The 22555-nt window shown below is 61.8% G+C and carries 24 protein-coding genes and 1 pseudogene; 4 read left to right on the top strand and 21 right to left on the bottom strand.

The window, feature by feature from the left end; genetic code table 11:
- Window positions 1–40: 40 nt before the first annotated feature.
- The 11 genes from ACI5GA_RS04595 to ACI5GA_RS04545 all read right to left on the bottom strand — a co-directional run bounded on the left by ACI5GA_RS04595 (window position 41) and on the right by ACI5GA_RS04545 (window position 11482).
- Window positions 41–1366, bottom strand: coding sequence for an MFS transporter (locus tag ACI5GA_RS04595; RefSeq protein WP_404631696.1), 1326 nt, complete (start codon window positions 1364–1366; stop codon window positions 41–43).
- A 438-nt stretch (window positions 1367–1804) separates the two neighbouring features.
- Entirely contained in the window at window positions 1805–2074 is a 270-nt protein-coding gene (locus tag ACI5GA_RS04590; RefSeq protein ID WP_404630578.1) for a hypothetical protein, read from the bottom strand.
- Between the two features lie 87 nt (window positions 2075–2161).
- Window positions 2162–2899 carry a histidine utilization repressor gene (hutC, locus tag ACI5GA_RS04585; RefSeq protein ID WP_404630576.1) on the bottom strand — a complete coding sequence of 246 codons (738 nt, stop codon included), beginning with the start codon at window positions 2897–2899 and terminating at the stop codon, window positions 2162–2164.
- A gap of 43 nt (window positions 2900–2942) precedes the next feature.
- Window positions 2943–3767 (bottom strand): amino acid ABC transporter ATP-binding protein, encoded by an 825-nt coding sequence (locus tag ACI5GA_RS04580; RefSeq protein WP_421425437.1) that lies wholly within the window; start codon window positions 3765–3767, stop codon window positions 2943–2945.
- Window positions 3768–3829: 62 nt separating this feature from the next.
- Entirely contained in the window at window positions 3830–4498 is a 669-nt protein-coding gene (locus ACI5GA_RS04575) for an amino acid ABC transporter permease (RefSeq protein ID WP_404630575.1), read from the bottom strand.
- Window positions 4495–5154 (bottom strand): amino acid ABC transporter permease, encoded by a 660-nt coding sequence (locus ACI5GA_RS04570; protein ID WP_404630573.1) that lies wholly within the window; start codon window positions 5152–5154, stop codon window positions 4495–4497. The genes ACI5GA_RS04575 and ACI5GA_RS04570 overlap by 4 nt, the downstream gene beginning before the upstream one ends.
- Before the next feature lie 150 nt (window positions 5155–5304).
- Window positions 5305–6156, bottom strand: coding sequence for a transporter substrate-binding domain-containing protein (locus ACI5GA_RS04565; RefSeq protein ID WP_404630571.1), 852 nt, complete (start codon window positions 6154–6156; stop codon window positions 5305–5307).
- A 129-nt stretch (window positions 6157–6285) separates the two neighbouring features.
- A complete protein-coding gene (locus tag ACI5GA_RS04560) occupies window positions 6286–7662 on the bottom strand; it encodes an FAD-binding oxidoreductase (protein ID WP_404630569.1) in 1377 nt (458 codons plus the stop codon).
- Between the two features lie 3 nt (window positions 7663–7665).
- Complete coding sequence (locus ACI5GA_RS04555) at window positions 7666–8853, bottom strand: alpha-hydroxy acid oxidase (RefSeq protein ID WP_404630567.1); 1188 nt, start codon at window positions 8851–8853, stop codon at window positions 7666–7668.
- A gap of 250 nt (window positions 8854–9103) precedes the next feature.
- Window positions 9104–10351 carry an aspartate aminotransferase family protein gene (locus tag ACI5GA_RS04550; RefSeq protein WP_421421929.1) on the bottom strand — a complete coding sequence of 416 codons (1248 nt, stop codon included), beginning with the start codon at window positions 10349–10351 and terminating at the stop codon, window positions 9104–9106.
- A 69-nt stretch (window positions 10352–10420) separates the two neighbouring features.
- A complete protein-coding gene (locus ACI5GA_RS04545; protein WP_404630563.1) occupies window positions 10421–11482 on the bottom strand; it encodes an ABC transporter substrate-binding protein in 1062 nt (353 codons plus the stop codon).
- Between the two features lie 328 nt (window positions 11483–11810).
- On the opposite strand from ACI5GA_RS04545, the gene ACI5GA_RS04540 reads away from it, so the two are divergent.
- The gene (locus ACI5GA_RS04540; protein WP_404630561.1) at window positions 11811–12446 is read left to right on the top strand and encodes a cupin domain-containing protein; all 636 of its coding nucleotides are present in this window, start codon (window positions 11811–11813) and stop codon (window positions 12444–12446) included.
- A 7-nt stretch (window positions 12447–12453) separates the two neighbouring features.
- Here ACI5GA_RS04540 and ACI5GA_RS04535 read toward each other — a convergent pair whose 3' ends face one another.
- From ACI5GA_RS04535 to ACI5GA_RS04525, 3 genes are all read right to left on the bottom strand, one after another.
- Window positions 12454–13356: a LysR family transcriptional regulator gene (locus ACI5GA_RS04535; protein WP_404630559.1), complete on the bottom strand. Its 903-nt coding sequence runs from the start codon at window positions 13354–13356 to the stop codon at window positions 12454–12456.
- A gap of 70 nt (window positions 13357–13426) precedes the next feature.
- Window positions 13427–13963, bottom strand: coding sequence for a 2,4'-dihydroxyacetophenone dioxygenase family protein (locus tag ACI5GA_RS04530; protein WP_421421927.1), 537 nt, complete (start codon window positions 13961–13963; stop codon window positions 13427–13429).
- 149 nt (window positions 13964–14112) lie between these two features.
- A complete protein-coding gene (locus ACI5GA_RS04525; protein WP_404630555.1) occupies window positions 14113–14349 on the bottom strand; it encodes a hypothetical protein in 237 nt (78 codons plus the stop codon).
- 159 nt (window positions 14350–14508) lie between these two features.
- On the opposite strand from ACI5GA_RS04525, the pseudogene ACI5GA_RS04520 reads away from it, so the two are divergent.
- Window positions 14509–14931: pseudogene (locus ACI5GA_RS04520) on the top strand (SDR family NAD(P)-dependent oxidoreductase); the annotation flags it as partial.
- A 176-nt stretch (window positions 14932–15107) separates the two neighbouring features.
- Here ACI5GA_RS04520 and ACI5GA_RS04515 read toward each other — a convergent pair.
- The 4 genes from ACI5GA_RS04515 to ACI5GA_RS04500 all read right to left on the bottom strand — a co-directional run bounded on the left by ACI5GA_RS04515 (window position 15108) and on the right by ACI5GA_RS04500 (window position 18410).
- On the bottom strand, window positions 15108–16403 hold the full coding sequence (locus tag ACI5GA_RS04515) for a PQQ-dependent sugar dehydrogenase (RefSeq protein WP_421421925.1): 1296 nt from the start codon (window positions 16401–16403) through the stop codon (window positions 15108–15110).
- Window positions 16400–16843, bottom strand: a complete 444-nt coding sequence (locus ACI5GA_RS04510) for a DUF2231 domain-containing protein (protein WP_421421923.1) — start codon at window positions 16841–16843, stop codon at window positions 16400–16402. The genes ACI5GA_RS04515 and ACI5GA_RS04510 overlap by 4 nt, the downstream gene beginning before the upstream one ends.
- A gap of 170 nt (window positions 16844–17013) precedes the next feature.
- Window positions 17014–17307 (bottom strand): hypothetical protein, encoded by a 294-nt coding sequence (locus ACI5GA_RS04505; RefSeq protein WP_404630549.1) that lies wholly within the window; start codon window positions 17305–17307, stop codon window positions 17014–17016.
- Between the two features lie 149 nt (window positions 17308–17456).
- Window positions 17457–18410, bottom strand: a complete 954-nt coding sequence (locus ACI5GA_RS04500; protein ID WP_421421921.1) for a GlxA family transcriptional regulator — start codon at window positions 18408–18410, stop codon at window positions 17457–17459.
- 207 nt (window positions 18411–18617) lie between these two features.
- Here ACI5GA_RS04500 and ACI5GA_RS04495 point away from each other — a divergent pair, with 207 nt between their 5' ends.
- Both ACI5GA_RS04495 and ACI5GA_RS04490 read left to right on the top strand, forming a co-directional pair.
- Window positions 18618–19742, top strand: coding sequence for an alkene reductase (locus tag ACI5GA_RS04495; RefSeq protein WP_421421919.1), 1125 nt, complete (start codon window positions 18618–18620; stop codon window positions 19740–19742).
- A gap of 101 nt (window positions 19743–19843) precedes the next feature.
- The gene (locus tag ACI5GA_RS04490) at window positions 19844–20614 is read left to right on the top strand and encodes an SIR2 family NAD-dependent protein deacylase (RefSeq protein WP_404630543.1); all 771 of its coding nucleotides are present in this window, start codon (window positions 19844–19846) and stop codon (window positions 20612–20614) included.
- Between the two features lie 28 nt (window positions 20615–20642).
- Here ACI5GA_RS04490 and ACI5GA_RS04485 read toward each other — a convergent pair whose 3' ends face one another.
- From ACI5GA_RS04485 to ACI5GA_RS04475, 3 genes are all read right to left on the bottom strand, one after another.
- Window positions 20643–21080, bottom strand: coding sequence for a YciI family protein (locus tag ACI5GA_RS04485; RefSeq protein WP_404630541.1), 438 nt, complete (start codon window positions 21078–21080; stop codon window positions 20643–20645).
- Between the two features lie 78 nt (window positions 21081–21158).
- Window positions 21159–21761 (bottom strand): cupin domain-containing protein, encoded by a 603-nt coding sequence (locus ACI5GA_RS04480; RefSeq protein ID WP_404630539.1) that lies wholly within the window; start codon window positions 21759–21761, stop codon window positions 21159–21161.
- Between the two features lie 83 nt (window positions 21762–21844).
- Window positions 21845–22555, bottom strand: coding sequence for a DUF1989 domain-containing protein (locus tag ACI5GA_RS04475; RefSeq protein ID WP_404630537.1), 711 nt, complete (start codon window positions 22553–22555; stop codon window positions 21845–21847).

The raw sequence follows: 22555 nt of genomic DNA, 5'->3' as shown, positions 1-22555 counted from the left end.
CGGCTCCCACAGGGTTTGGTGTCTGATGCCAGAATCTCATTCAGACAGAAGTATTCGCGGTGTTTTTCGTCACCAACCTCAACCCACTGGCAATACTGCCCACTGCCGCAAACCCCGCACCGATGCTCAACGCCAACACCGGCCCGTGCTCGCTGGAAATCCCGAAGCTCAACGCCACCAATGCCGCCCCCGTGGCCTGACCAATCAACCGAGCTGTGGCAATGGTGCCACTGGCGCCGCTGGCGCGGTGTTTCGGGGCGCTGGTCATCAGGGCTTTCTGGTTCGGCGCCTGGAAGAAACCAAAACCGATGCCACACAGAATCATCCGCGCGCCAATGGACAGCACGCTGGCGTCCGCAGGCATGGTCGCCAGCGAGATCATGCCGATGCACAGCATCGCCAGACCGATCCCGCCCAGCAGGCCCGGTGGGTAACGGTCCGACAAGCGCCCGGCCACCGGCGCGATCATTGCCACGACCACCGACCATGGCGTCATCAGAAAGCCGGTCTGCACCGGATCACGGCCCAGCGTGGTTTCGAAGAAGAACGGCAGGGAGACGAAAGCCAAGCCTTGAGTGGCGAACGAGCAAAACGCGGTCAAGGCCGACAGGGCAAACATGGGCCGCCTGAGCAAATCCAGCGGAAACATCGGCGCCGGGTGCCCGGCTTCGCGTTTGAGCATCGCCGCGCCGCCCACCAGAAAGATCGCCAGCGCAATCAGCACGCTGGTCATCGAACCCAGTTGCGCGGCCTGGCTCAAGGCAAAGATCAGCGCGCCGAAGGTGATGACATTGAGGATCGCGGTCACGCGGTCGAAGGTCAGGCTGCCGGGTTTGGTCATCGGCAGGGAGTTCCAGGCGAACACCAGCGCGAACACGCCAATCGGCAGGTTGATCGCGAACAGCCATGGCCAGCTCGCGACCGACAGCACCAGCGACGCGATGGTCGGGCCGATGGAAAACGAAGTGCCGACCACCAGCGCATTCATGCCCAGGCCGCGGCCAAGGCGTTCATGGGGAAAGATCGAGCTGATCAGCCCGGCGTTCACGCTCATGATCGCGCTCGCTCCGATGCCTTGCAGCACGCGGGCGATGGTCAGGGTCGGCAGCGACCAGGAAAACGTGCACAGCGCTGAAGAGACCACGAACAGGATCAAGCCACCGAGGTACACCTTGCGTTGCCCCAACACCCCGCCCAATGCGGCGAACGGCAGCAGCGTGGCGACGGCGGCCAGTTGGTAGGCGTTGATGATCCATACCGAGGCCGCAGGCGAGGCGTTGAGATCGGCGGCGATGGCGGGCAGGGCGGTATTGGCGATGGCCGTGTCGAGGGTGGCCAGGGCGATGGACAGCAGAATCGCCACCATCCCGCGAAATTCGCGAGGGGTGAGCTTGTCGTTGACGCGCGGGGGATCTTGAGGGGTGGGTTGATTAGCGGGCTGGACCATTATCGACAACGCTCCGGGAAAGCAGCAGGCAGGTCTGCGTGGACAGGCGAAAGGCTGATAGTGCCGGTTCGTTAGGGGGCTATGCAATGGGAAATGGGCTGATTTTGGCGGGCGAACGGAACCGTTTGGCGGGCAGTTGATTGTGGGAGCCGCCTTGCTGGCGAAAGCGTCGGACCCGCCACATCAACGCTGAATGACACAACGCTTTCGCCAGCAAGCCGGCTACCACAGTGATGCGTGTCGAACCATGGATGGTTGATTGGCGCCGATCCTGTGGGAGCCGTCTTGGTGGCGAAAGCGGCTGGACAGCCAACACAGAATCTCCCACACGATTGATCGACGCTCGAAGGGCTGGGTTTACCCTCCTGCTGTGTCGATATCCTTATCCGTTTCCCCGGTCTGATTCTCTTCTTTGGTCTTGTCTGGCGACTCATGTTCTTCCGGCTCGAAATCCGGGGTGTATGCGTTGTCGCCCGAGCGGTTGCCGTCGTTAGCCTCGCTCTGAGCACCATGATTGTCCTGACTCTGCGAACCGCCCTGAGACTGGCCCATGGCATTGTCCGGCGTGTCCGGGTCGATGGCGGGGTCGTGGCGGTCTTGAGTCTGTTGATTGTTCTGGGTAGCCATATGCACCTCTTCTCGATCCCCGATTTTCCGGGGCTTGTGCATGTCGAGGGTCAGGCGGCGCGGACGTTCGATGAATCGGCTGAACGGTCAACTGTCCCGATACGCGCCGGTCACGGGCAACCGACTGCCCAGCCGATAGCGGGAAGACGGATGCACCAGCCGCACATACGTCACCACCCGGCCGCTGTTCCAGGTGCGGCGCATCAACACCAGACACGGTTCGCTCGCTTCGATGTGCAGGTGTTTGACGTCATCGGCAGAAGGGTGGCTGGCCTCGACGATGTGTTCCATTTCATCCGGTTGAATGATCTGCAGCAGGTAGCGCGCCGACTGCACTTGATCACCGAACGGCTGTTGCAGAAACTCGGGTGCGGTCTGTGGATTGACGTAACGGTCTTCGAGTTGCACTGCGATGTCGTCCTCGTAATGCACGCAGAGCAGATGAAAGACCGACGCCCCGGTGGGCAATGACAGCGCCGCGGCAATGGGCATCGACGCCGACTCCCGCGCCAGATGCAGCACTTGGCAGCGGTAACGGTGACCACGGGCGAGGATTTCGTCGGCGATGTTGGTGATGTGCAGCAGGTTCGATTGCGGTTTGCTCTCGGCGACGAAGGTGCCCACGCCTGAGACCCGCAGCAGGCGGCCTTCTTCGGTCAGTTCGCGCAACGCGCGGTTGACTGTCATGCGCGACATGCCCAGTTCCAGCACCAGACGGTTTTCCGAGGGAATCAGGTCGCCGGGTTTCCATTCGCCGGAGAGCAGTTTGCCCTGCACGAAATCCTTGGCCTGGCGGTACAGCGCCTGTGGTGCGGGCTTTTCCATCGTGACCTCCTACAGGGTCTGCGTTTATCCCGATGGATCTCGGCTACGATTTCCCATCCTGCCAAAACGCATTGCGGTCCAGATAGTTCTGCAAAAACTGCTGCAAGCGCGGCTGCTCAGCGTTGTGGAAAATCTGCTGCGGCGTGCCTCGCGCAACCACTTCGCCTTGATCGAGAAAGATCACTGAATCCGCCACCTGCGCGGCGAAGCCCATTTCGTGGGTGACGACGACCATGGTCATCCCCTCTTTGGCGAGGGTCTTCATCACCTGCAGCACTTCGCCCACCAGCTCCGGGTCCAGCGCCGAGGTGGGCTCGTCGAACAGCATGATGTGCGGCTCCATCGCCAGCGCGCGGGCAATCGCTACGCGCTGTTGCTGACCACCGGACAGTTGCGCCGGGTAGTTAGTGGCTTTGTGCGCCAACCCCACCTTGTCCAGCATCGCCATGCCCTTGGTGTTCGCTTCATCCGCCGACAGCTTGCGCACCCGACGCAGGGCCTCGCAGACGTTGCCGATGGCGGTCATGTGTGGCCACAGGTTGAACTGCTGAAACACCATACCGACGTTGCGTCGCACCTGATTGATCTGCGATTGCGGTGCCCGACGACGGCCCTTGTCCGTGTCCTGCCAGCCGAGCAACTGGCCCTCGATGTGAATCTCGCCCTCGTCGTACTCTTCAAGGAACGCCATGCTGCGCAACAGCGTGCTCTTGCCGGAGCCGGACGGGCCGATCAGGCATACGACCTCAGAACGCTGCACCTGCAAATCGATACCCTTGAGCACGCGCAAATTGCCGAAGCTTTTGCCGACCTTGTTCAGCGTCAGAATGGTCGACTGCTCGTCGGGGGCTGTTGCCGAAGTCTTCATGGCGTCACCTTGTTGCTTGTGCGGGTTTGCAGGCGCGGTGCTGCGGATCAAGAAACTGTTCATCACGATTGCCTGTTCATGAAGCGGCCGACACGACGTTCCAGAAACATGCCCAGCCGCGAGCAGAGTTCCACCAGAATCAGGTAGCCGATGCACAGCATCAGCAGGGTTTCGACGAAGGCGAAGGTCTCCGAGCCGATGCCGGTCAGCACCATCGTCAGCTCCGGAATGGTGATGATCGACAGCACAGCGGTTTCCTTGCACAGCACGGTGATCATGTTGATCAACGCAGGGAGGATGATCACCAGCATCTGCGGCACTTGAATGCGCCAGATGCATTGCAGGCGAGTGATGCCCAGGCAATCGGCGGCTTCCAGTTGCCCACGGCTGACCGACTCGAAGCCGGAGCGGAAGATTTCCGCGAAATACACGCTGCCGTAAACGCCCAGGCCAAGGATGCCTGCGGGGATCGGGTCCAGGCTCAGGCCGAACGACGGGCCGCCGTAGTACACCAGAAACAGTTGCACCAGGAACGGCGTGCTGCGGATCAGTTCGATGAACACCCGCAACGGTGCGCGCACCAAGTTGTTGCCGAAGATTTGCGCGATGGCGATCAACATACCCAGCGCCATGCCGAGCACTACGCCGCTGCTCCAGGTGCCGAGGGTGACCAGAAAGCCCGAGCCGATATCGCCCAGGTGGTCGGTGATGATTTTCGGGTCGAAGATCATGCGCCGTTCTCCTTCAACCGTTTCTCCAGCAGGCTGCCGCCGTATGCCAGCGGGATGTTGATCAGGCAATAGAAGCCCGCGAGCATCAAATAGTCCTGCACGAACATGTAGTCACTGGCGGCAAGGTTTTGCGCGGTGCGGGTGAGGTCCGCCAGACCTACGACCGAGACCAGCGACGAGGCCTTGATCAGCAGGATCATTTCGTTGACCAGCGCAGGCAGGGTCAGGCGCACGGCTTGGGGTACGCGGATGCGGATCAGCATCTGGCTGGCGCTCAGACCCAGCAGGCCCGCGGCTTCCAGTTGCCCGCCAGGGATGGCGAGAAAGCCACCGCGCAGGATCTCAGCGGTGTAGGCGCCTGCGGCCAGCGACAGGCCGATCACCGCCGCCACAGTGGGCGAAACGTTGGGCAAGCCAATGCGCGGCAGGAAGTAATAGATGAACAGCAGTTGCACCAACAGCGGAATGCCGCGGAACACGAAAATATAGGCGCCGCCCAAACGGCGCAGTAGCGGCACCGGTGACAGGCGCAGGGCACCGACAACGATACCGATGACAAATCCAATCGCCAGCGCGGCAATCGACACCTGCAACGTCACCCACAGGGCGCCGAGCAGAAGCGGAGCGTTTTGTTGCAGCAAGGGCCAATCGAACACGAGACAACTCCAGCGATCTCGAAAATGTAGCGCTGTACCTGTAGGAGTGAGCTTGCTCGCGATAGCAGTGTGTCAAATACAGATGTATCGACAGGAAAATCGCAATCGCGGGCAAGCCACGCTCCTACAAAGGGTTGTGGCGTTCCGGCCTTACCAGGTCGGCTCAAAATCGCCCTTCGGCACGTCCATCTCGGCGCCCAGCCATTTCTTTTGCAGCGCGGCCAGACGGCCGTCGTCGTGCATTTTGGTCACGGCGGCGTCGAGGGCGGCGATCAGGCTGTCGGCGTCAGCATCCTTGCGCCCCAAGTAGGCGAAGTAGGACTTCTTGCCGAACGGCGGCTGCACCACTTTATACAGATTGGCCTTCTGCGCGGCGACGAACGAGATGTTCGGCAGCGAGTTGGCCACGGCGACAATGCGCTTGGCGGCAAGGTCCGCGTAAGCCTGGTTGTTGTCGACGTATTCGCGAATGGTCACCTTCTCCGGCAGGGTCGCGGCGAAGGTTTTCAGCTCTTCCAGTTGCGCCGAACCTTTACCGGCACCCACGGTTTTACCGGCGATGTCTTCAGGCTTCTTGATGCTGTCGTCCTTGGCGCCCACCATCAGCGCCACGGTGGCTTCGGCAATCGGCGAGACGAAGTGATAACGCTCCTTGCGCGCCTTGGTCACGATGATCGGACCGGCCACCACGTCGAATTTCTTCGCTTCCAGCCCCGGCAGCACGCTTGGCCACGGCAGGTCGAGGAACTTGATCTTGACCCCCAGCTCCTTGCCCAGCTCGGCGAACAGTTCGGCGTTCAGGCCCTGCTGTTTACCCGCTTCTAGAAAGTCGAACGGGGCGAACTGCATTTCCGTACCGACCACCAGTTCCCCGGCTTTTTTCACATCGGCCAACTGGTCGGCATGGGCCGCCATCGGCAGCAGGGCAATTGCGACAGCGATGCTCAGACCCTTGAGGGTTTTACCGAGCGCTTTTTCACCGAAACAGAAATCGAGTGGCATGGGTGACTCCTCATTCTTCAGATGCGATGGTGTGTCGTCGTAGTGGTGGCGTGTGCAGCGGTTGAACGGTGTTGAGCAGAAATGTGCAGTTAGCGTGCCATACCGGTATAGACAACCGGCACGGTATCGTCAGCCGAGGATTTTCCCCGGATTCAAAATGCCCTTGGGGTCGAAGCTGCGCTTGAGTTCGGCCATGACTTCCAGCGCTTCGTCACTGACCGAGTGGTGCAGGAATTCGCGCTTGAGCAGGCCGATGCCGTGCTCGGCCGACACCGCGCCGCCCAACTCACCGACCGCGCGATACACCAGATCCTCGACCTCGAACACTGGCGCAGGCTGCGGGAGGCTGTTGAGGTCCACGGTCAGGTGCAGGTTGCTGTCGCCGATGTGGCCGAAATAGACGCTGTGGTTGCCCGGCCAGCGCTGATCGATGCGTTGACGGCAGAGGTCGGCGAACTCGCCGATCTGGCCGATGGGCAGGCTGATGTCGAAGTTCAGCGGCGCCAGACGCACCGGGAATTCCGCCGTGGCTTCGCGGATCTTCCACAGGCTGCGGGCCTGGAATTGCGAGGTGGCAAGAATCGCATCGACCACTTCACCGGCATCGAGGGCCGCTTGCAGTGCCTGCTCCAGCACCTCGCGGGTGGCGGAGGACTCCAGCAGTGCGTACAGCGGGTGATGATCAGGCATCGGCGCGACGGGGTTTTCCAGCCACGACACGCCCATGCGGAAGAAGTCCTGCCACATCAGTTCATAGGCCTGGGGCGTTCCGGCGCTGCGTTGCAGGCGACGCAGAAAGGCCACTGCGCTGGCGTAATCGGGCAGGGCGCAGAGCAGGGTGGTGGTCGGACCGGGTTGCGGCGCCATCTTCAATACGGCGCGGGTGATCACCCCAAGGGTGCCTTCACTGCCGATGAAGCACTGTTTCAGGTCATAACCGCAGTTGTTCTTGATCATCGTGTTCATCAGGTTCAACACGCGACCGTCGGCCAGCACCACCTCCAGACCGAGCACCAGGTCGCGGGTCATGCCGTAGCGGATCACCGCGTTGCCCCCAGCGTTGGTGGCGATGTTGCCGCCAATCTGGCAAGAGCCGCGAGCGCCCAGGTCCAGCGGGAACAGATAGCCCGCATCGGCCACGGCCTGTTGAATCGCTTGCAGGGTCGAGCCGGCCTTGACGGTCACGGTGGCCGACGCCACGTCGATCTCTTCGATGCCACGAATGCGCTCCAGAGACAGCGCCATGTCGGTGGCGCGTGGCACGGCGCCGCCTGCCAGGCCGGTCATGCCGCCTTGGGGTACGACGGTTTGGCCCGCTTCGTTGCAGATGCGCAGGGCAGCCGACACCTGCCGTGTGTCCTTGGGCAGGATCAGCGCGGCGGGGCAGGCGGGTGCGTGGCGGGTCCAGTCGCTGTGATGACGCGGACTGATCGCCTCGCCAGTCAGCACCTGCGCCTCGCCCAAGGCTTCACGCAAAAGGGCGATGGTTTTTTCAACGTCACTCATGATTCAACTCACGGTAAAAGACGCGTCAGCGTTGGAACTGACGTGCAATTGATTCAGGTCCGGCTGGCCAAGCAGGGTCAGGGCCAGGCGCAATTCGTTCGTCAGCAAATCCAGCGCGTGCCCGGCACCGGCCTGACCGCCCACCGCCACGCCGTACAAGGTGGCGCGGCCCAGTAGCACCGCGTCAGCACCCAGCGCGCAGGCCTTGAGAATGTCGGTGCCGCGACGAATGCCGCTGTCCAGCAGAATGCTCAGCTTGCCTTTGGCGACCTCGGCGATGGCGGGCAGGCAGTCGAGGGTCGCAGGCACGCCGTCCAGTTGCCGACCGCCATGGTTGGTCACCACGATGCCGTCCAGACCCAACGCCACGGCGCGCTCGGCGTCCTGCGGGTGCATCACGCCCTTGAGTAACAAGCGATGAGGCCAGCGATCACGCAGACGGGCGAGGAATTCCCAGCTCAGTTGCTTTTCCATCTTTTCGCCAATGAAATGCGCGGCGCCCGAGGCGTTGCGCTGGTCGGCGGGCAAATAGCGGTCGAGGTTGGCCATGCTCGGCATGCCGTGGGGCCACAGCGCCTGCTTGATCCAGCGCGGGTGGCGCAGCACGTCGAGCTTGTTGCGCAGGCTCAACTGGCGCGGGCGGGCGAAGTTGCGTTTGTCCCATTCCCGATTGCCCAGCAACACGGCGTCCGAGGTCAGCAGCAACGTGCGGCAGCCCACGGACTCGGCCCTTTGCAACAGGTCTTCCTGCACCTGCGGGTCGCTCATGCTGTAGAGCTGAAACCACAGGTTGACGTCTGGCACGGCGGCGACGATCTGCTCCAGCGAGCTGGTAGAGACGGTGCTAAGCGTGAACGGCAGACCGCGCTCGGTGGCGGCACGGGCCAGATGAATGTCGGCGTCGCGGTGCAGCATGCCGTTGTAACCGGTGGGAGCGATGGCCATCGGCAGGGGCAACTCGCGGCCCAGCAGAGTACGGCGCGTGTTGGACGTTTCCCAGGGTACCAATGTGCGAGGCAGCAGGCTGACGTCATGAAAGGCTTGGCGGTTGCGTGCCAGGGTCAGTTCTTCCTCGGCGCCACCTGCCAGGTATTCCCAGGCGAAATGTGGCAAACGACGCTGGGCCATGTGCGCCAACTCGGCGATGCTGTGGGCGCGCAGAAAATCGCAACCGGCGTGATAGCGGCGCATGTCGGTCCTTTTTTCGGGGGAGAGCAGGCTGTATAGACAGCCGAGGCAAGATGCAGGCCAGTTCATGGCACCGGGTGAACCCGTGGGTTGGTGAGGAAGGCGATAGCAGGGGTGTCACCAAAAGTTGCACCGATTGCGTACCCGCTGCCCATTGCTGGGGCGTTGCGAAACCGGTGCTGCTGTGCTGTCCAGCGTTTCGATGTGGAGCGACGCAGCCCGTGCAGGGATTGCGCCGCTCCCCAACGCAGGATCAGGCGTCGCCAAACTCGGCTTTCATGCGGCGGGCGGCGATGTCGAAAGCCGCCTTCATGGCTTCGACCACCTCATCGCTGTGCTCGAATGAAAGGTAGACACGCCCGTATGGCGACGGCATCACCAGTACGCCCGCTTCGCGCAAGGTCAGGTGCAGGGCCTTGCTGAACGCCGGGTTGGCGATCTGCACCGCGTGTTCGTAGGTGGTGGGGGCGATTGCGGCGGGCCAGAGGCCGAAGACGTTGCCGTAACCGCTGGTCACCAGAGGGATGCCCTGCGCCTTGAAGCTGGCTTCGATTGCCGCACGCAGGGTGTCGCCGCGTCGGATCAGGCGTTCGTAATCCTCTGCATCCAGTTGCGTCAGGGTGCTGGTCACCGCTGCACAGGCCAGCGGGTTGCCGCTGAACGTGCCACCTCGGGCGACGCGTCCTTCTTCGAAGCCCGCCAGAATATGCGGTTTGCCCACGACTGCGGACACCGGCACGCCGTTGCCGATGGCCTTGCCGACGCTGGCCAGATCCGGGTCCAGCCCTTCGCGCAGCCCGGCCAGGCCAGGAAACAGGCGAAAGCCCATCAGCACTTCGTCACAGATCACCAGCGCGCCGTGTTGATGAGCGATGTCCTGGACGTGTTTGAGGTAGCCGGGCAAGGGCATGATGCACCCGGCGTTGGCGAGCACCGGTTCCAGGATGACCGCCGCGATATCGCTGTCCTCGGCGAACAGCCGCTCGATGTCGGCAAAGTCGTTGAAGCGGATCAGTGTGGTGCGTTCAGTGGAGGGGCGAGCGCCGTCTTTGAATCCGGCCTCGGTGGACGTCACGTTGCCGAAACTGACGTCGTCGAACCAGCCGTCGAAACCGGCGGCCATCTTGGCGATCTTTCCACGGCCTGTGTAAGCCCGAGCCGCGCGACAGGCCAGGTGCACCGCTTCGCTGCCGGAGTTGGTGAACATGACTTTCGTCAGTTGCCCGGTGTGGTGTGCCAGTGCGGTGGCGGCGCCATGTTCGCGCACGTGCGCCCAGGACGGTGACGCGCTGTCGGCGAGGGCCTGGATGACGTTAGCGTTCACCGCGTCATTGGCGTGCCCCAGCAGTACGGCGCCGAAACCCAGCGCGGTGTCGATGTACTGACGGCCTTTGTCGTCCCAGAGATGGGCACCTTTGCCATTGCGGATGAACAGCTTCTCGCCATTCAGTTCGGGCAGGATTCGGGCGGCGCTGGACACGTCGCCCACTAGATTCGTCATGCTTGACCTCAGATTCCGGGCAGTAAAAACGCCACTCAGGATCTGATCCCGAGTGGCTTCATCGTCGTGTTATTTAGAAGCGATCCAGGCATTGAAACGCTGGTTCAGCGATTCGCTGTTGTCGACCCAGAATTCAACGTCCAGCGGCAGCGACTCGGCCAGGTTTTCCGGCGTGGTCGGCAGTTCGGCCTTCAAGTCTGCGGGCACGAAGGCGTTGGCCTTGGTGTTGGGCAAACCGTAGGCGATGAATTTCGGCAGCTTGGACAGGTTCTCCGGTTTGCTGGCGAACGCGATGAAGTCCATCGCTGCCGCCTTGTTTTCGCTGCCCTTGAGCACGGTCCAGGAGTCGATGGCCGAGACGCTGCCGTTCCACAGGAATTTGAAGTGCTTGCCTTCGTTGCGGTTGAAGCCGCTGATCCGGCCGTTGTACGCCGAGCTCATCACCACGTCGCCGGCGGAGAGCATTTGCAACGGCTGGGCGCCAGCTTCCCACCACACGATGCTGGATTTGATACTGCCCAGCTTGTTGAAGGCACGGTCCACGCCGGCCGGGGTGCGCAGCACCTTGTAAACGTCAGCCGGTTTCACACCGTCGGCGAGCAGGGCGAATTCCAAGGCGTATTTCGGGCCTTTGCGCAGGCCGCGTTTGCCGGGGAATTTGGTGGTGTCGAAGAAGTCGGCCCAGGAGGTCGGGGCGGTTTTCAGTTTGTCGCCGTCCCACGCCACACCGGTGTTCCACACGATGTTGCCGACGCCGCAGTCATTGACCGCTTCCGGGATGAAATCGGCTTTGTTGCCGACCTTGGCCCAGTCGATTTTCTCGTAGAGACCGGCTTCGCAACCCAGCGCCAGGTCTTCGGCTTCCACTTCGACCACGTCCCAGTTCGGGCTGCCGACTTTCACCTTGGCGTCCAGCACACCCACGCCGCCATCCCAGCTTTGATCGAGGACTTTTTTGCCGGTCTGTTCGGCGAAGGGTTTGAAGTAAATCTCACGCTGTGCGTCCTGAAAGTTACCGCCCCAGGAGACGATGGTCAGGTCGCGGGCGCTGGCGGATTGCGCGGCGGTCAGACCTGCAACGGCAAATGCGAGAGCGGCTAGAGCGTGGCACGGCTTGTGCTTCTTGTGCATGTGGAACCTCGACGCAGAGTGAGTGTGGGTGGTGGTAAAAATATTTACCACCGAGCATTCTGCGGGGCAAGTTTTATTTTTTTGCTCGTCTGAAATCCTGAAATCGCCCGGACAATCGGTAAGCGATTGATTTTTCACGCCCGGAATTTGATAGTGGACGCCATCGTTCACTGCACCCGTTTCTCTGGCCTGCTGGCCGCTAGAAACGCCTGTGTTCGCCGCCTGTTACTTTCTGACCGGTCGGGCGGCGCACACGAACAGGGCATGCGCTACGAAACGCGCCACGAAAACCCCATCGGGTGCGCCGACTTCATTCGAGGAACACAACGTGACAGAAGCGCCGGCGAACAGCCGCAACCCCCACGCGCCCGAAGAGCGCATTGAAGACGACCCTGCAACAGACGACACCCTGTCAGTCGGCGAGCGGCTCAAGGCCTTGCGTCAAAGCCGGGGCCTGTCGATCCGCGGCCTGGCCGAGCTGGCGGGCGTGCCCCATGCCACGCTGTCGATCATCGAGCGCGACAAGTCCAGCCCCTCGGTCAGTATTCTCAAACGCCTGCTCAAGCCCCTGAACGTCACCCTCAGCGTGTTCTTTTCGGACTCAGCCGTGGTCGACCGCGCGGTGTTCTACAAAGCCAGCGACCTGGTCGAACTGGCGGACGGCAAGATGCTGTCGTACCGGCAGGTCGGGGCGAACCTGGCCAACAGTTCGATGATGATCCTCCATGAGCGCTACGAACCCGGCGCCGACACCGGCCAGGAAGGCGAAGAGCTGTATTCTCACGAAGCCGAGGAGGGCGGCATCATCATCGAAGGACGGCTGGAAATGACCGTCGGCGACGAAGTGCGCGTGCTGCATCCCGGCGACGCGTATTACTTCGACAGCCGCTTGCCCCATCGCATGCGCAACCCGTTCGATGAAGTCTGTGTGGTGGTCAGCGCGGTATCGCCGCCCACGTTCTGAATCGCCGTCAGGCCCATGGGTTCTCCCGCAGTCGTTGTTCGAGGAAATCACGAAACACGCGGATTCTCGGGCTCAGGTGCTTGCGGTTCGAATGAATCAGATAGATCGGTTCCGTGCCCGGCAGACTGAAATCGCTCAGCAACGGCACCAGTGCGCCCTGTCGCAGATCCTCGCCGATGTGAAATTGCGCCAGCTTGACGACCCCGGCGCCGCTCAAGGCCATCTCCCTGAGCAGATCGCCTTGGGCGAATACCGCTTTGGGCGCGATGGGCACCGTGCAGACGCCGCCTGCTTCGTCGCGAAACCGCCAGGTGTTCCACGCGCTGTGAAAACCAAAGGTGAAGCAGTCGTGATCGAGCAAGTCTTGCGGCGTGTTCGGCGTGCCATGGCGCGCCAGATAGTCGGGAGAGGCGCAGGTGATCCAGGCACTCTCGCCGATCTTGCGGGCGATGCGCGATGAGTCCGGGAGGCTGCCGCTGTGAATGGCAATGTCCAGCCCCTGATCGAACAGGTCCACGTATTGCGGCCCGACCTGCACATCGACGGTGAGGCCCGGATACGCCGCCAGAAAGCTCGGCAGCCACGGCAAAATCTGGTGCTTGGCGAAGGTGGTCATGGTGTGAATGCGCAACGAGCCGCTGACCCGGTCGGGAAAGGCCTCGGCCAGCGAGTCGGCTTCGGCCATGGCGTTGATCACCTCGCGGGCGCTGACCAGATACGCCGCGCCCTCTTCGGTGAGTGCCAGGCTGCGCGTGCCGCGTTGAAACAGCCGCACCTGCAAGCGGTCTTCCAGCCGCGTGATCAGCTTGCTGATCGCCGACGGCGTCAGCCCGTTCGCCCGTGCCGCCGCCGAAAAATTGCCATGTTCGTGCGCCCACATGAAGGCCAGCATTTGTGAATAGTGATCCATCTGCACGCTCGCGACAGGCTACGGTTGGACGCAGCCTGCCAGCATTGACCCCTTTTTAACAACCGGATGCTCAGCGAATGAAGCGCTCGATGTAATCGTCCGGCAGGCCCAGCGAGGCATAGTGTTTGCGCGCGGCTTCTAGCTTGGTGAACACGTCTTCGTAGCCCACGGCAACGCCTTGCGGATCGACATAGGTGTATCCGCCCTGAACGTGAAACCAGGTGATCATTTCATCGACGCCTTCGGGCACGAACAGCGTGTGGGTTTCCCCCGGCGGCTCATAGGCGAACGATCCTTGTTCTGCGACCCAGTCGTGTTCCAGGTAGTACCAGCGGCCTTTGAGCACGAGGGCGTGCACGCCACCGCTGTGCCGATGGCGCGACAGCACGCCACTCTGACGCACTCGCAACAGGTTGATGTAATAACCGCCTGTGGTGCTCAACAGCAGCGGTTTGAACGACACCGATGCGGTGACGGGCACCCAGAGTCCATCATCCGCGAGCCAGTCGGTCAGCACGCCGGGGTGCACCATGTCGGGCGTCATGAAAGGCACTTGCGGCAGTTGATAAGGGATCGCGAGTTCGTCTGGCTTGGCTGCGGTGCTCATCGGTGTCGTTCCACGGTCAGTGATCAGGCCCCCGGCTGCTTGAATGGCTGGGGTTGAACACAGACTAGGCGAGCGTCCACAGCAGAAAAACACCTGCCCAGGCACAGTGGGTGTGAATGCTCGTCACAGGTCAACCGTCAGGCGTACGCTCAATGCAGCATTCGCCGGGTGTCGCAGAGGTTGTCCTTGAGGATGTCGTTCAGTTCCTTCCAGGGATAACGCGCCCCGGTAACGGATGTGGCACAGGCGTCGTTGTGCCGGAAGGGCTGTTCGTCCAGCGTCGGGCATTGCCCGGCACCGCAACTGCGGCAGACCAGTTTATGGCCGTGGATGATCCAGTCCTTGTTCCAGCCATCCATGGTGAAAGGGGAACGTTTGTGGGCCATGCCTGCACCTCCTGGTCGATGAATTCAAGGATTGGACCTCTGCAAATCAGAGGTCCGGACGGAGGTGAGCGACGGCAGGACGTCATCCCCGGAAGCGGTTACTCCAGAGTGTAGGTGGGTTTCGGAAAACGATGAGCTGCACGTGAGTCCGGATGTGGGAGAACTGTATCGGGGCTGTTCACCGTTCAAAAGGCGCTGCCACTGTTGGCCAAGAATGCTTCGGTGATCCTGACCGGTTCTACTGCCGCCAGCTCCGGCACCCCGGCGTTCAGCGTGTACTCGGCCTCGAAGGCCGCCGTCCGGGCCTTCGCTCGCAGCTGGATTCTGGACCTAAAGGACCGCAACGTGCGCATCAACACCCTCAGCCCAGGCGCGACCAAAACCCCGGGTCTGGTGGACCTGGGCGGCCCTGATGCGGCTCAGCAACAAGGTCTGCTCGATTACCTGGCCTCGCAAATCCCGATGGGTCGTGTCGGTGAGCCGGTGGAAATCGCCAATGCGGCAGTGTTCCTGGCCTCTGAAGATGCCAGTTTCGTCAACGGCATCGAACTGTTCGTCGACGGCGGTCAGGCTCAGATCTGATGCTCAGAAGCGGGGCGACGCGATACGTCGCCCTTTCTTTTTTCAAGCACCGATCAACTTTGAGCACGTGGTCCCGGCAAGGCCAGCGCGATACCGTACAGTACGATGGCAATCCGTTGCAGATGGCGCCGCCGGAATTCGCGCCAGGGGCAGTTCAGGAATCTGCAGCGTGTCTGTTATCGATTTCGTGTCACGCGCCAGACTGTATTGGCCAGATCATCAGCAATGATCAGCGCGCCACGAGGGTCGACGGTGACGCCCACTGGCCTGCCTCGTGTCTTGCCGTCTGCGCCCCGGAATCCGGTGGCAAAGTCGATGGGTTCGCCCGTGGCTTGTCCGTTGCTGAAGGGCACGAAGACCACCTTGTAGCCCACCGGATTGTCGCGGTTCCAACTGCCGTGTTCGCCGACGAATACACCGTCGGCGAATTTCTCTCCCATGACGGGCGTTGAGAAATCAAGGCCAAGGGCGGCAACGTGAGACCCCAGGCTGTAATCCGGTTTGATCGCCGAGGCGACTTTTGCCGGGTCCTGCGGCTGAGCGCGGGTGTCGACGTTCTGGCCCCAGTAGCTGTAAGGCCAACCGTAGAAGCCACCTTCGCGAATGGACGTCAGGTAGTCGGGGACCAGATCCTCACCCAATTCATCACGCTCGTTGGCCACGGCCCATAGTCGGCCGGTTCCTGGCTGGATTTTCAGCGCGGTGGGGTTGCGCACGCCGGTGGCGTAAGGCTTGTGCGCGCCCGTTTGAGCATCGATCTGCCAGATCTGCGCACGGTCAAGCTCCACTTCCATGCCGCGCTCGGTGACGTTGCTGTTGGAGCCAATACCGATGTACAGCGTCTGGCCGTCCGGGCTGAGGGCCAGGGACTTGGTCCAGTGGTGATTGATCTTCGATGGCAGTTCGGTGATCGTCGTGGGTGCGCCGTTGGCTTTGGTCTGGCCGTCGGTGTAGTCGAAACGCACCAGTGCGTCCTGGTTGGCGACGTACAGCTTGCCATTGGCGTAGGCCAGGCCGTATGGCGCATTGAGGTTTTCGGCGAACACGGTGTTCAGCTCGTATTTTCCGTCGCCATCGGCGTCGCGCAGCAGGGTCAGGCGATTGCCGCCTTTGACCTGCGTGTTGCCCTGAGCCTTTATGTAGCTGGCGATGACGTCTTTGGGTTTGAGCTTCGGTGCGTCGGCGCCGCCACGGCCCTCGGCCACCAGAATATCGCCGTTGGGCAACACCAGGGTTTGTCGAGGAATGCGCAGATTCGTCGCAATGGCCGAGATGCTGTATCCCTCGGGAACCGACGGCTTCTGATCGCCCCATGGCGTGGGTTCGGCGATTTTCATGCTCGGCAGCAGACCACGTTGGGCCTGAGGCATTTTCGGGTCGGGGCCATGGGTTTGCTGTGTGTCTTTCTCACCGCCACACGCGCTCAGCAACAAGGCAGCGCTCAGCGTCGTCAGAGCAAAAGCGTATTTCATTGCGCACCTCCCGTGCGGACAGCGGCCAAGTCTGGACGGGTGAAGCCGATCCACGCCGATACGATGCCGAGCAAGGTCACGATCGCGGACAAGATCAGGCCCGACGGCATCACTGCCCAGGCATCTTTCGCGTGTTCGAAAGCGTCGACCCAACCCAATCCCCATGTCACTAGCAGTATCAGAAAGTACGCCAAGGGGCGCCCGGATTTCGGTCGTGTACGCAGTAGATCGACCAGCGCGAACAGCAACGCCAGACCGCAGAACAACATGCCGCCCGCAATCAGCCAGGAGGCGAAGTTGCTCCATTGAATCAGGTAGGTTTTGTAGTAGGCGATGTCGCTCAGCAAGGCGCCGAGAAACAGCGCGACGGTGCCGCCGAGCAGGATGGAGTGGAGAGGGCCGGGAGGGCGTCGGAGGGGGAACAGGGCTGTGTCGGTCACGATGGCTCCTTATCGTTCAGTCACTTGAGGTCGAATCCGCGTGCAGGGCGCTGGACAGGCCTTTACGCAAGCTGCGCGATAAAACTGATCGTGAGGCCGAACCGTTAGTTCAACGTAATTCCCGGTGCCGGGGGCAATCGCAGCCCGGCCCGGGCCATACCTGCGTGGCGTCAGTCGTCCGCGCTGCCAGCACCTGACTGGGTTTTGTTACCGGGGCTTGAATTGCCACCACTCCCGGCTTCGCCACCCGAGCCGGGCAGCGCCGTGCCTTTGGTGTTGGCACCATTGGTGCCTTCAGGGCGCGACGATTGTTTGGAGTGGGTCGAGTGGTCCTTCGCCGGAGCGCTCATGGTGCTTTTTGGCGTGGTGCTGGATCCGGTTTCAGTGGTGGCCGCCATTACCGGCAGCGACAGCAAGCAGGTCAATCCGGTCATCGTGACCGCGTAGCTCAGTTTCTTGTTCATGTCACAGGCCTCTTATCACACAGGGCAGAGAGGGTGCGGCAGGCAGACGTGCCCGCCGCTCCCTGGTTGTGACTCAAGGGGCAGCGTTCGGGATTAACGAAAATGAAGAATGGGCGATGAACGGCATACTCGTGAGTGCAGCAATGGCCTTAGCCACGTTGCCCGATGGCCAATGAAAACAGCTCGTTGCGCATCGTCTGTGGCGGTTTGCCGAACGCCCGCAGAAACGCCTGACGCATGCGCTCCCGGTCGCCGAACCCGGTTTCTCGGGCCACGATTTCGACCGGATGACGGCTGGTCTCCATCATCACCCGCGCGGCTTCAAGACGCAGGCTTTCGATGGCCTTGGCCGGGGTTTGCCCGGTTTCTTCCCGAAAGACGCGGCTGAATTGTCGCGGGCTGAGCCGAGCCACTGCTGCCAGGGCCTCCACGGACAAATCTTCAGTCAGGTTTTCGCGGGCGTAGGCCATGGCCAGTTGCACGCGATCGGAGCGCGGGTCCAGTTCCAGCAGCGCCGAGAGTTGCGATTGTTCACTGCCCCGGCGCTGATAGATCACCAGCTTGCGTGCCACCCGACGCGCCAAGTCCACCCCCAGATCGCTTTCCACCATGGCCAGCGCCAGATCCACGCCTGCACTCATTCCGGCGCCGGTCCAGAGGTGGCCATCGATCACGAACAACCGGTCCTCTTCCAGTCGAATCTTCGGGTAACGCTGTTTGAAGGCGGGGGCGTGGAGCCAGTGAGTCGTTGCGCGGCGACCGTCGAGCAATCCGGCTTCGGCCAGCACGAAGGCGCCCACGCACAACGACACCACACGCCGAGACTGTGCCGAGGCGCTTTGCACGAAGGCCAGGAGTTCGGAGTCCGGATCGTCCAGTTCCAGAAAGCTGCTGACGATGACCGTGTCGTAACCCTCGGGCCTCATCGCAGTGCTGTTGACCGAAAACCCTTGGGACGACATCACCGGGCCGCCCTTGGGGGAGACCAGATGAAACTCGTAGGCTTGCTCGCCTCGCAGCAGGTTCGCGCATTCAAACACCGACGCCAATGAAAGGCTGAGGGATTGAAAGCGCGGATAAACGATCAGCGCAACGCTGTGCATCGGGCGTCTCCTGGCGAGTGGGAAGGTGAATTGTCAGGGGGCGGGCAGCGGCTGGCAACGCCCCTGATCGACAGTGTGCCCGGTTTTTTCACGCCGCAACGCACGTTCGACCGCAGTGTCCGGAATCCTTGCGTATACGACATTGAGGGCGTTTTTAACCGCACCTACCATGGCCTCATGTCCTCACTTTGAACCGGAAAACCGAACATGCACTTTCCATCGTTGTTTACCCCTGTCCAATTGGGCAGTCATACGCTGAAAAACCGTATTGCCTTTCCACCGCTGACCCGCCAGCGAAGCGCTCAACCGGGGGATATTGCCTCGGACCTGATGGCTGACTACTACCGGCAACGCGCTTCGGCAGGTTTCATGATCACCGAAGGCACACAGATCGAGCCGCGCGGCCAAGGCTACGCCTGGACGCCGGGCATCTACAGCAAGGCACAGATCGACGGTTGGCGCAAAGTCACCGATGCCGTGCACGCTGACGGCGGCGTGATCTTCGCGCAGCTTTGGCACGTAGGCCGTGTGTCTCATCACGCCTTGCAGCCAGACGGCCAGGCGCCCGTCGCACCCTCGGCGATTCAGGCGACCAACGCCAAAGCGTTCATCGAAACTGCCGCAGGCGCGGGTGAGTTGGTGTTGCCCTCGATGCCTCGTCCCCTGAGCGTTTCGGAAATCAAAGAATTGGTGGCGCTTTACGCGACGGCCGCGCGCAATGCGATTGCCGCTGGTTTTGATGGCGTGGAAATTCATGCGGCGAACGGCTATCTGGTCAACCAGTTCATTTCCGAACACGCCAACCAGCGTGATGACGAATACGGTGGTTCGCTGGAAAACCGCCTGCGTTTTCTGAGCGAAATCGTTCAGGCGGTCTCCGAAGCCATTGGCGCTCAGCGTCTGGGCGTGCGCTTCACTCCTTTGTTCACCACCACCGATCAGGACCGCGTCTACATCGGCATGGTGGAAAACGACCCCCACCGCACCTACATCGAAGCGATCAAGGTGCTGGAGCGGGCGGGTGCGGCTTACGTTTCGATTGCCGAAGCGGACTGGGACAACGCCCCTGATCTGCCAGAGTCGTTCCGTCGTGAGGTACGCAGCACGTTCAGCGGGCGAATCATCTACGCGGGTCGCTACACGGCAGAGCGCGGCGCGCGGCTGGTTGAAGCCGGTCTGGCTGACTTGATCGCCTTCGGTCGACCATTCATTGCTAACCCGGACTTGCCAGCGCGGATCGTCAATGGCTGGCCGCTGAACCCGGTGGACCCGGCGACGCTGTATGGCGGGAGCGAGAAGGGGTTTACGGATTATCCGGCGTACGTCGGCTGACCCACAGGCGTTGGCCGTGTCCTGGAAAGGGTTGGGCGGTGTTGGACGGATTGCGTTATAAAAGTATCCGCCCCGTACGCAATCTGGAGTGTTCGAACCCCGTGCCCACCCCCACCCAAGAAACGGCCTTCACCAACGCTGTCAACTTCCTGCGTACTGCCAAACGCGTGGTGATTTTCACCGGAGCGGGTGTGTCGGCAGAGAGCGGCATCCCCACCTTTCGTGATCAGCTCACCGGTTTATGGGCACAGTTCGACCCTGCGCAATTGGCGACCGAAACGGCCTTTCGTAAAGACCCGGCGTTGGTCTGGGGCTGGTACGAATGGCGCAGGCGGCTGGTCATTCAGGCGCAGCCCAACGCGGCCCATCGGGCCATCGCCGAGTTGGCGCGTCGCATCCCGGAACTGCTTTTGGTGACCCAGAACGTGGACGACCTGCACGAGCGTGCGGGCAGTCACAACGTCCTTCACTTGCATGGAAGCCTTCAAGCGCCACGCTGTTTTGCCTGCACCCGCGCTTACTCATTACCCTTGAGCGCCCCACCGGAGTCACCGAGTGCACTGGAGCCGCCTCGATGCCCGCGCTGCAACGGCAAGATCCGGCCTGGCGTGGTGTGGTTTGGCGAGGCATTGCCTCAGCGAGCGCTGAAAACTGCGTTTCAGGCCGCTCAAGAATGCGATCTGTTGCTCTCGCTGGGCACCTCCGGTGTCGTGCAACCTGCTGCACAAATCCCGGAGATCGCCCGGCGACACGGCGCTCAGGTGGTGCACATCAACACTGAAAAGGTCGATGCGCCGGATGATCTTGTGCTCACCGGGAAGGCAGGGGAGTGCATGACGAAACTGCTTGGCGCCGCGTTCGCTGACGCGTAACGCATTGGCGTGCACGACGTCCGCCGCTCTACTCGTCATTCGTCTCCTGCTTCGTCAACCGGCTGCGCAGCTGCGCCTCCTGTTCCTTCGACTCCGGCGTCAAGTTCTCCGCAAAATCTTCCATTTCATACAGCGGACGGATTTCGAGGTCTGAATCCCCCGGCATCGGGTTGGGGCAACGTTTTGCCCATTCGATCGCGTGTTCCATCGAGTCGACTTGCCACAACCAGAACCCGGCGACCAGTTCTCCGGTGTGGGCGAACGGGCCTGGAATGACGGTGCGGGTGGAACCGGCAAAACGGATGCGCACGGCTTGTGAAGTGGGGTGCAGCCCTTCGCCAGCCTGCATGATGCCCGCCTTGACCAGCTCTTCGTTGTAGCGGCCCATGGCAGTGAGGAGTTCGGGGGAGGGCAGCGCACCGGCTTCGGAGTCGGCGGTGGCTTTGACCAGGACCATGACGCGCATGGCGATTCTCCTGAAGTTCGACGGGCAGACGGGGTTGCCTGCCCTCAACGTCTCAACAGGATAGTCACGATTGGCGGATCAGAACGTCGCCGGGGTGTTGATCCACAAAATCCGCACGATCTGATCCGTGGCATTGCGATAGCCGTGGGGCACGTTGCTGGGGAAGTGGAAGGAGTCGCCCGGGTTCAGGGTGTAGGTGGTTTCGCCCAGGGTGAGGTCCAGGCTGCCTTCGATGATGTAGCCCATTTCTTCACCGGCGTGTTCGATCATTTCACTGACCATGCCCGGTGAGACGATGTGGATGTCGCCTTGCAGCAGCCCACCTTTTTGCGGGTGGGTGATGCGTTCCAGGTCGATGTAGCCTTTGCGGGCTTGGGCGAAGCGGTTGACTTGACGGGCACCGGCACGCAGCACGGGTTCTTCGGACACCCAGTCTTCAGAGGTCAGTTCCGACACGTTGCTGCCCAGCGCGATCGCCAGACGATGAAGCATGGCCAGCGAAGGCGAGGCGGCGTCGTTTTCCAGTTTGGAGATCAGGCTTTCCGAGCAGCCGGCGGCTTCTGCGACCTGTTTGAGGGTCAGCCCGGCGACCTTGCGGGCATGACGCAGGCGCACGGCCAGACTGGGCAAGCCCTCGGAGTGCAGGGCTTTGGCGGCGGGCGGGTGGCTGGCTTTGGACATGCATTCCTCGATGAACACAATCGCTTGAAGTGGGCGACAGGCATCCTAGGGCGACGGATGCCTGCCGTCTACTGGGGGATGGATCAGCCGTGAACCGAGAAGGTCACTTCCACCGGGTTCAGGTCGTTGATCGGCACGATATCTTGTGGGCAGGCGGACATCACCACGACCACGTCCATGTCGGCGCGGATTTCCACGTAGTCACCGGCCTTGGAGACCGGCGGCAGCCATTCAATGGTGTGGTCGGGCTTGACCGGGATGTTCATCCACAGGTTGAACGGCTGCGGCACTTCGTGGGAGCGCAGGCCGATGGCTTGCAGCGCCAGACGCATGTTGTCAGCGCAGCTGTCGTGGTAACCCTCGACGCCGAGGTTGGTGTAGCGGTGCAGGTCGCAGGCAGCGATCAGGGTGTCGTGGATGCCCGGCGAGGTGTCGCTCAGCAGGGTGCCGATGGTGCGGCGACGGTTGCTGAACAACTCGTCACCGACTTTCGGAATGATGCGGTCACAGTGGGCCCGAGCGTGCTCCATCGACAGGAATTCGCTCATGTCTTCGCTGTTGAACAGCCAGGTGTCACAGACCTGAGTGCCGTGGGTGTTAACGATTTTGATCACCTGACCGGCCTTCAGGCGCACGGCGCGGCCGCAGCGGGCAGGCACGGTGTAGGTTTGGCCGAGGACGGGGGTGCCATCGACCGAAATCGGTTCTTGCAGGGTTGCGTTGACGCCCAGCGAGGCGCCGTTGTCCGGCTGGCAGCAGGCGGGGAAGTCGTGGCTGTGAGTGACGTGGTTCAT

Source organism: Pseudomonas sp. Pseu.R1, from assembly GCF_045764065.1.
Taxonomy (GTDB): Bacteria; Pseudomonadota; Gammaproteobacteria; order Pseudomonadales; family Pseudomonadaceae; genus Aquipseudomonas.
Note: the sequence above shows the minus strand (reverse complement) of the source record. Positions and strands in the feature narration are given on the sequence as shown.

Excerpts from the sequence above, each read along its gene's own strand:
- ACI5GA_RS04595 (WP_404631696.1), bottom strand. The coding sequence starts at position 1,366 with ATGGTGGCGATTCTGCTGTCCATCGCCCTGGCCACCCTCGACACGGCC.
- ACI5GA_RS04590 (WP_404630578.1), bottom strand. The coding sequence starts at position 2,074 with ATGGCTACCCAGAACAATCAACAGACTCAAGACCGCCACGACCCCGCC.
- hutC (WP_404630576.1), bottom strand. The coding sequence starts at position 2,899 with ATGGAAAAGCCCGCACCACAGGCGCTGTACCGCCAGGCCAAGGATTTC.
- ACI5GA_RS04580 (WP_421425437.1), bottom strand. The coding sequence starts at position 3,767 with ATGAAGACTTCGGCAACAGCCCCCGACGAGCAGTCGACCATTCTGACG.
- ACI5GA_RS04575 (WP_404630575.1), bottom strand. The coding sequence starts at position 4,498 with ATGATCTTCGACCCGAAAATCATCACCGACCACCTGGGCGATATCGGC.
- ACI5GA_RS04565 (WP_404630571.1), bottom strand. The coding sequence starts at position 6,156 with ATGCCACTCGATTTCTGTTTCGGTGAAAAAGCGCTCGGTAAAACCCTC.
- ACI5GA_RS04560 (WP_404630569.1), bottom strand. The coding sequence starts at position 7,662 with ATGAGTGACGTTGAAAAAACCATCGCCCTTTTGCGTGAAGCCTTGGGC.
- ACI5GA_RS04555 (WP_404630567.1), bottom strand. The coding sequence starts at position 8,853 with ATGCGCCGCTATCACGCCGGTTGCGATTTTCTGCGCGCCCACAGCATC.
- ACI5GA_RS04550 (WP_421421929.1), bottom strand. The coding sequence starts at position 10,351 with ATGACGAATCTAGTGGGCGACGTGTCCAGCGCCGCCCGAATCCTGCCC.
- ACI5GA_RS04545 (WP_404630563.1), bottom strand. The coding sequence starts at position 11,482 with ATGCACAAGAAGCACAAGCCGTGCCACGCTCTAGCCGCTCTCGCATTT.
- ACI5GA_RS04535 (WP_404630559.1), bottom strand. The coding sequence starts at position 13,356 with ATGGATCACTATTCACAAATGCTGGCCTTCATGTGGGCGCACGAACAT.
- ACI5GA_RS04530 (WP_421421927.1), bottom strand. The coding sequence starts at position 13,963 with ATGAGCACCGCAGCCAAGCCAGACGAACTCGCGATCCCTTATCAACTG.
- ACI5GA_RS04525 (WP_404630555.1), bottom strand. The coding sequence starts at position 14,349 with ATGGCCCACAAACGTTCCCCTTTCACCATGGATGGCTGGAACAAGGAC.
- ACI5GA_RS04515 (WP_421421925.1), bottom strand. The coding sequence starts at position 16,403 with ATGAAATACGCTTTTGCTCTGACGACGCTGAGCGCTGCCTTGTTGCTG.
- ACI5GA_RS04505 (WP_404630549.1), bottom strand. The coding sequence starts at position 17,307 with ATGAACAAGAAACTGAGCTACGCGGTCACGATGACCGGATTGACCTGC.
- ACI5GA_RS04500 (WP_421421921.1), bottom strand. The coding sequence starts at position 18,410 with ATGCACAGCGTTGCGCTGATCGTTTATCCGCGCTTTCAATCCCTCAGC.
- ACI5GA_RS04495 (WP_421421919.1), top strand. The coding sequence starts at position 18,618 with ATGCACTTTCCATCGTTGTTTACCCCTGTCCAATTGGGCAGTCATACG.
- ACI5GA_RS04485 (WP_404630541.1), bottom strand. The coding sequence starts at position 21,080 with ATGCGCGTCATGGTCCTGGTCAAAGCCACCGCCGACTCCGAAGCCGGT.
- ACI5GA_RS04480 (WP_404630539.1), bottom strand. The coding sequence starts at position 21,761 with ATGTCCAAAGCCAGCCACCCGCCCGCCGCCAAAGCCCTGCACTCCGAG.
- ACI5GA_RS04475 (WP_404630537.1), bottom strand. The coding sequence starts at position 22,555 with ATGAACCACGTCACTCACAGCCACGACTTCCCCGCCTGCTGCCAGCCG.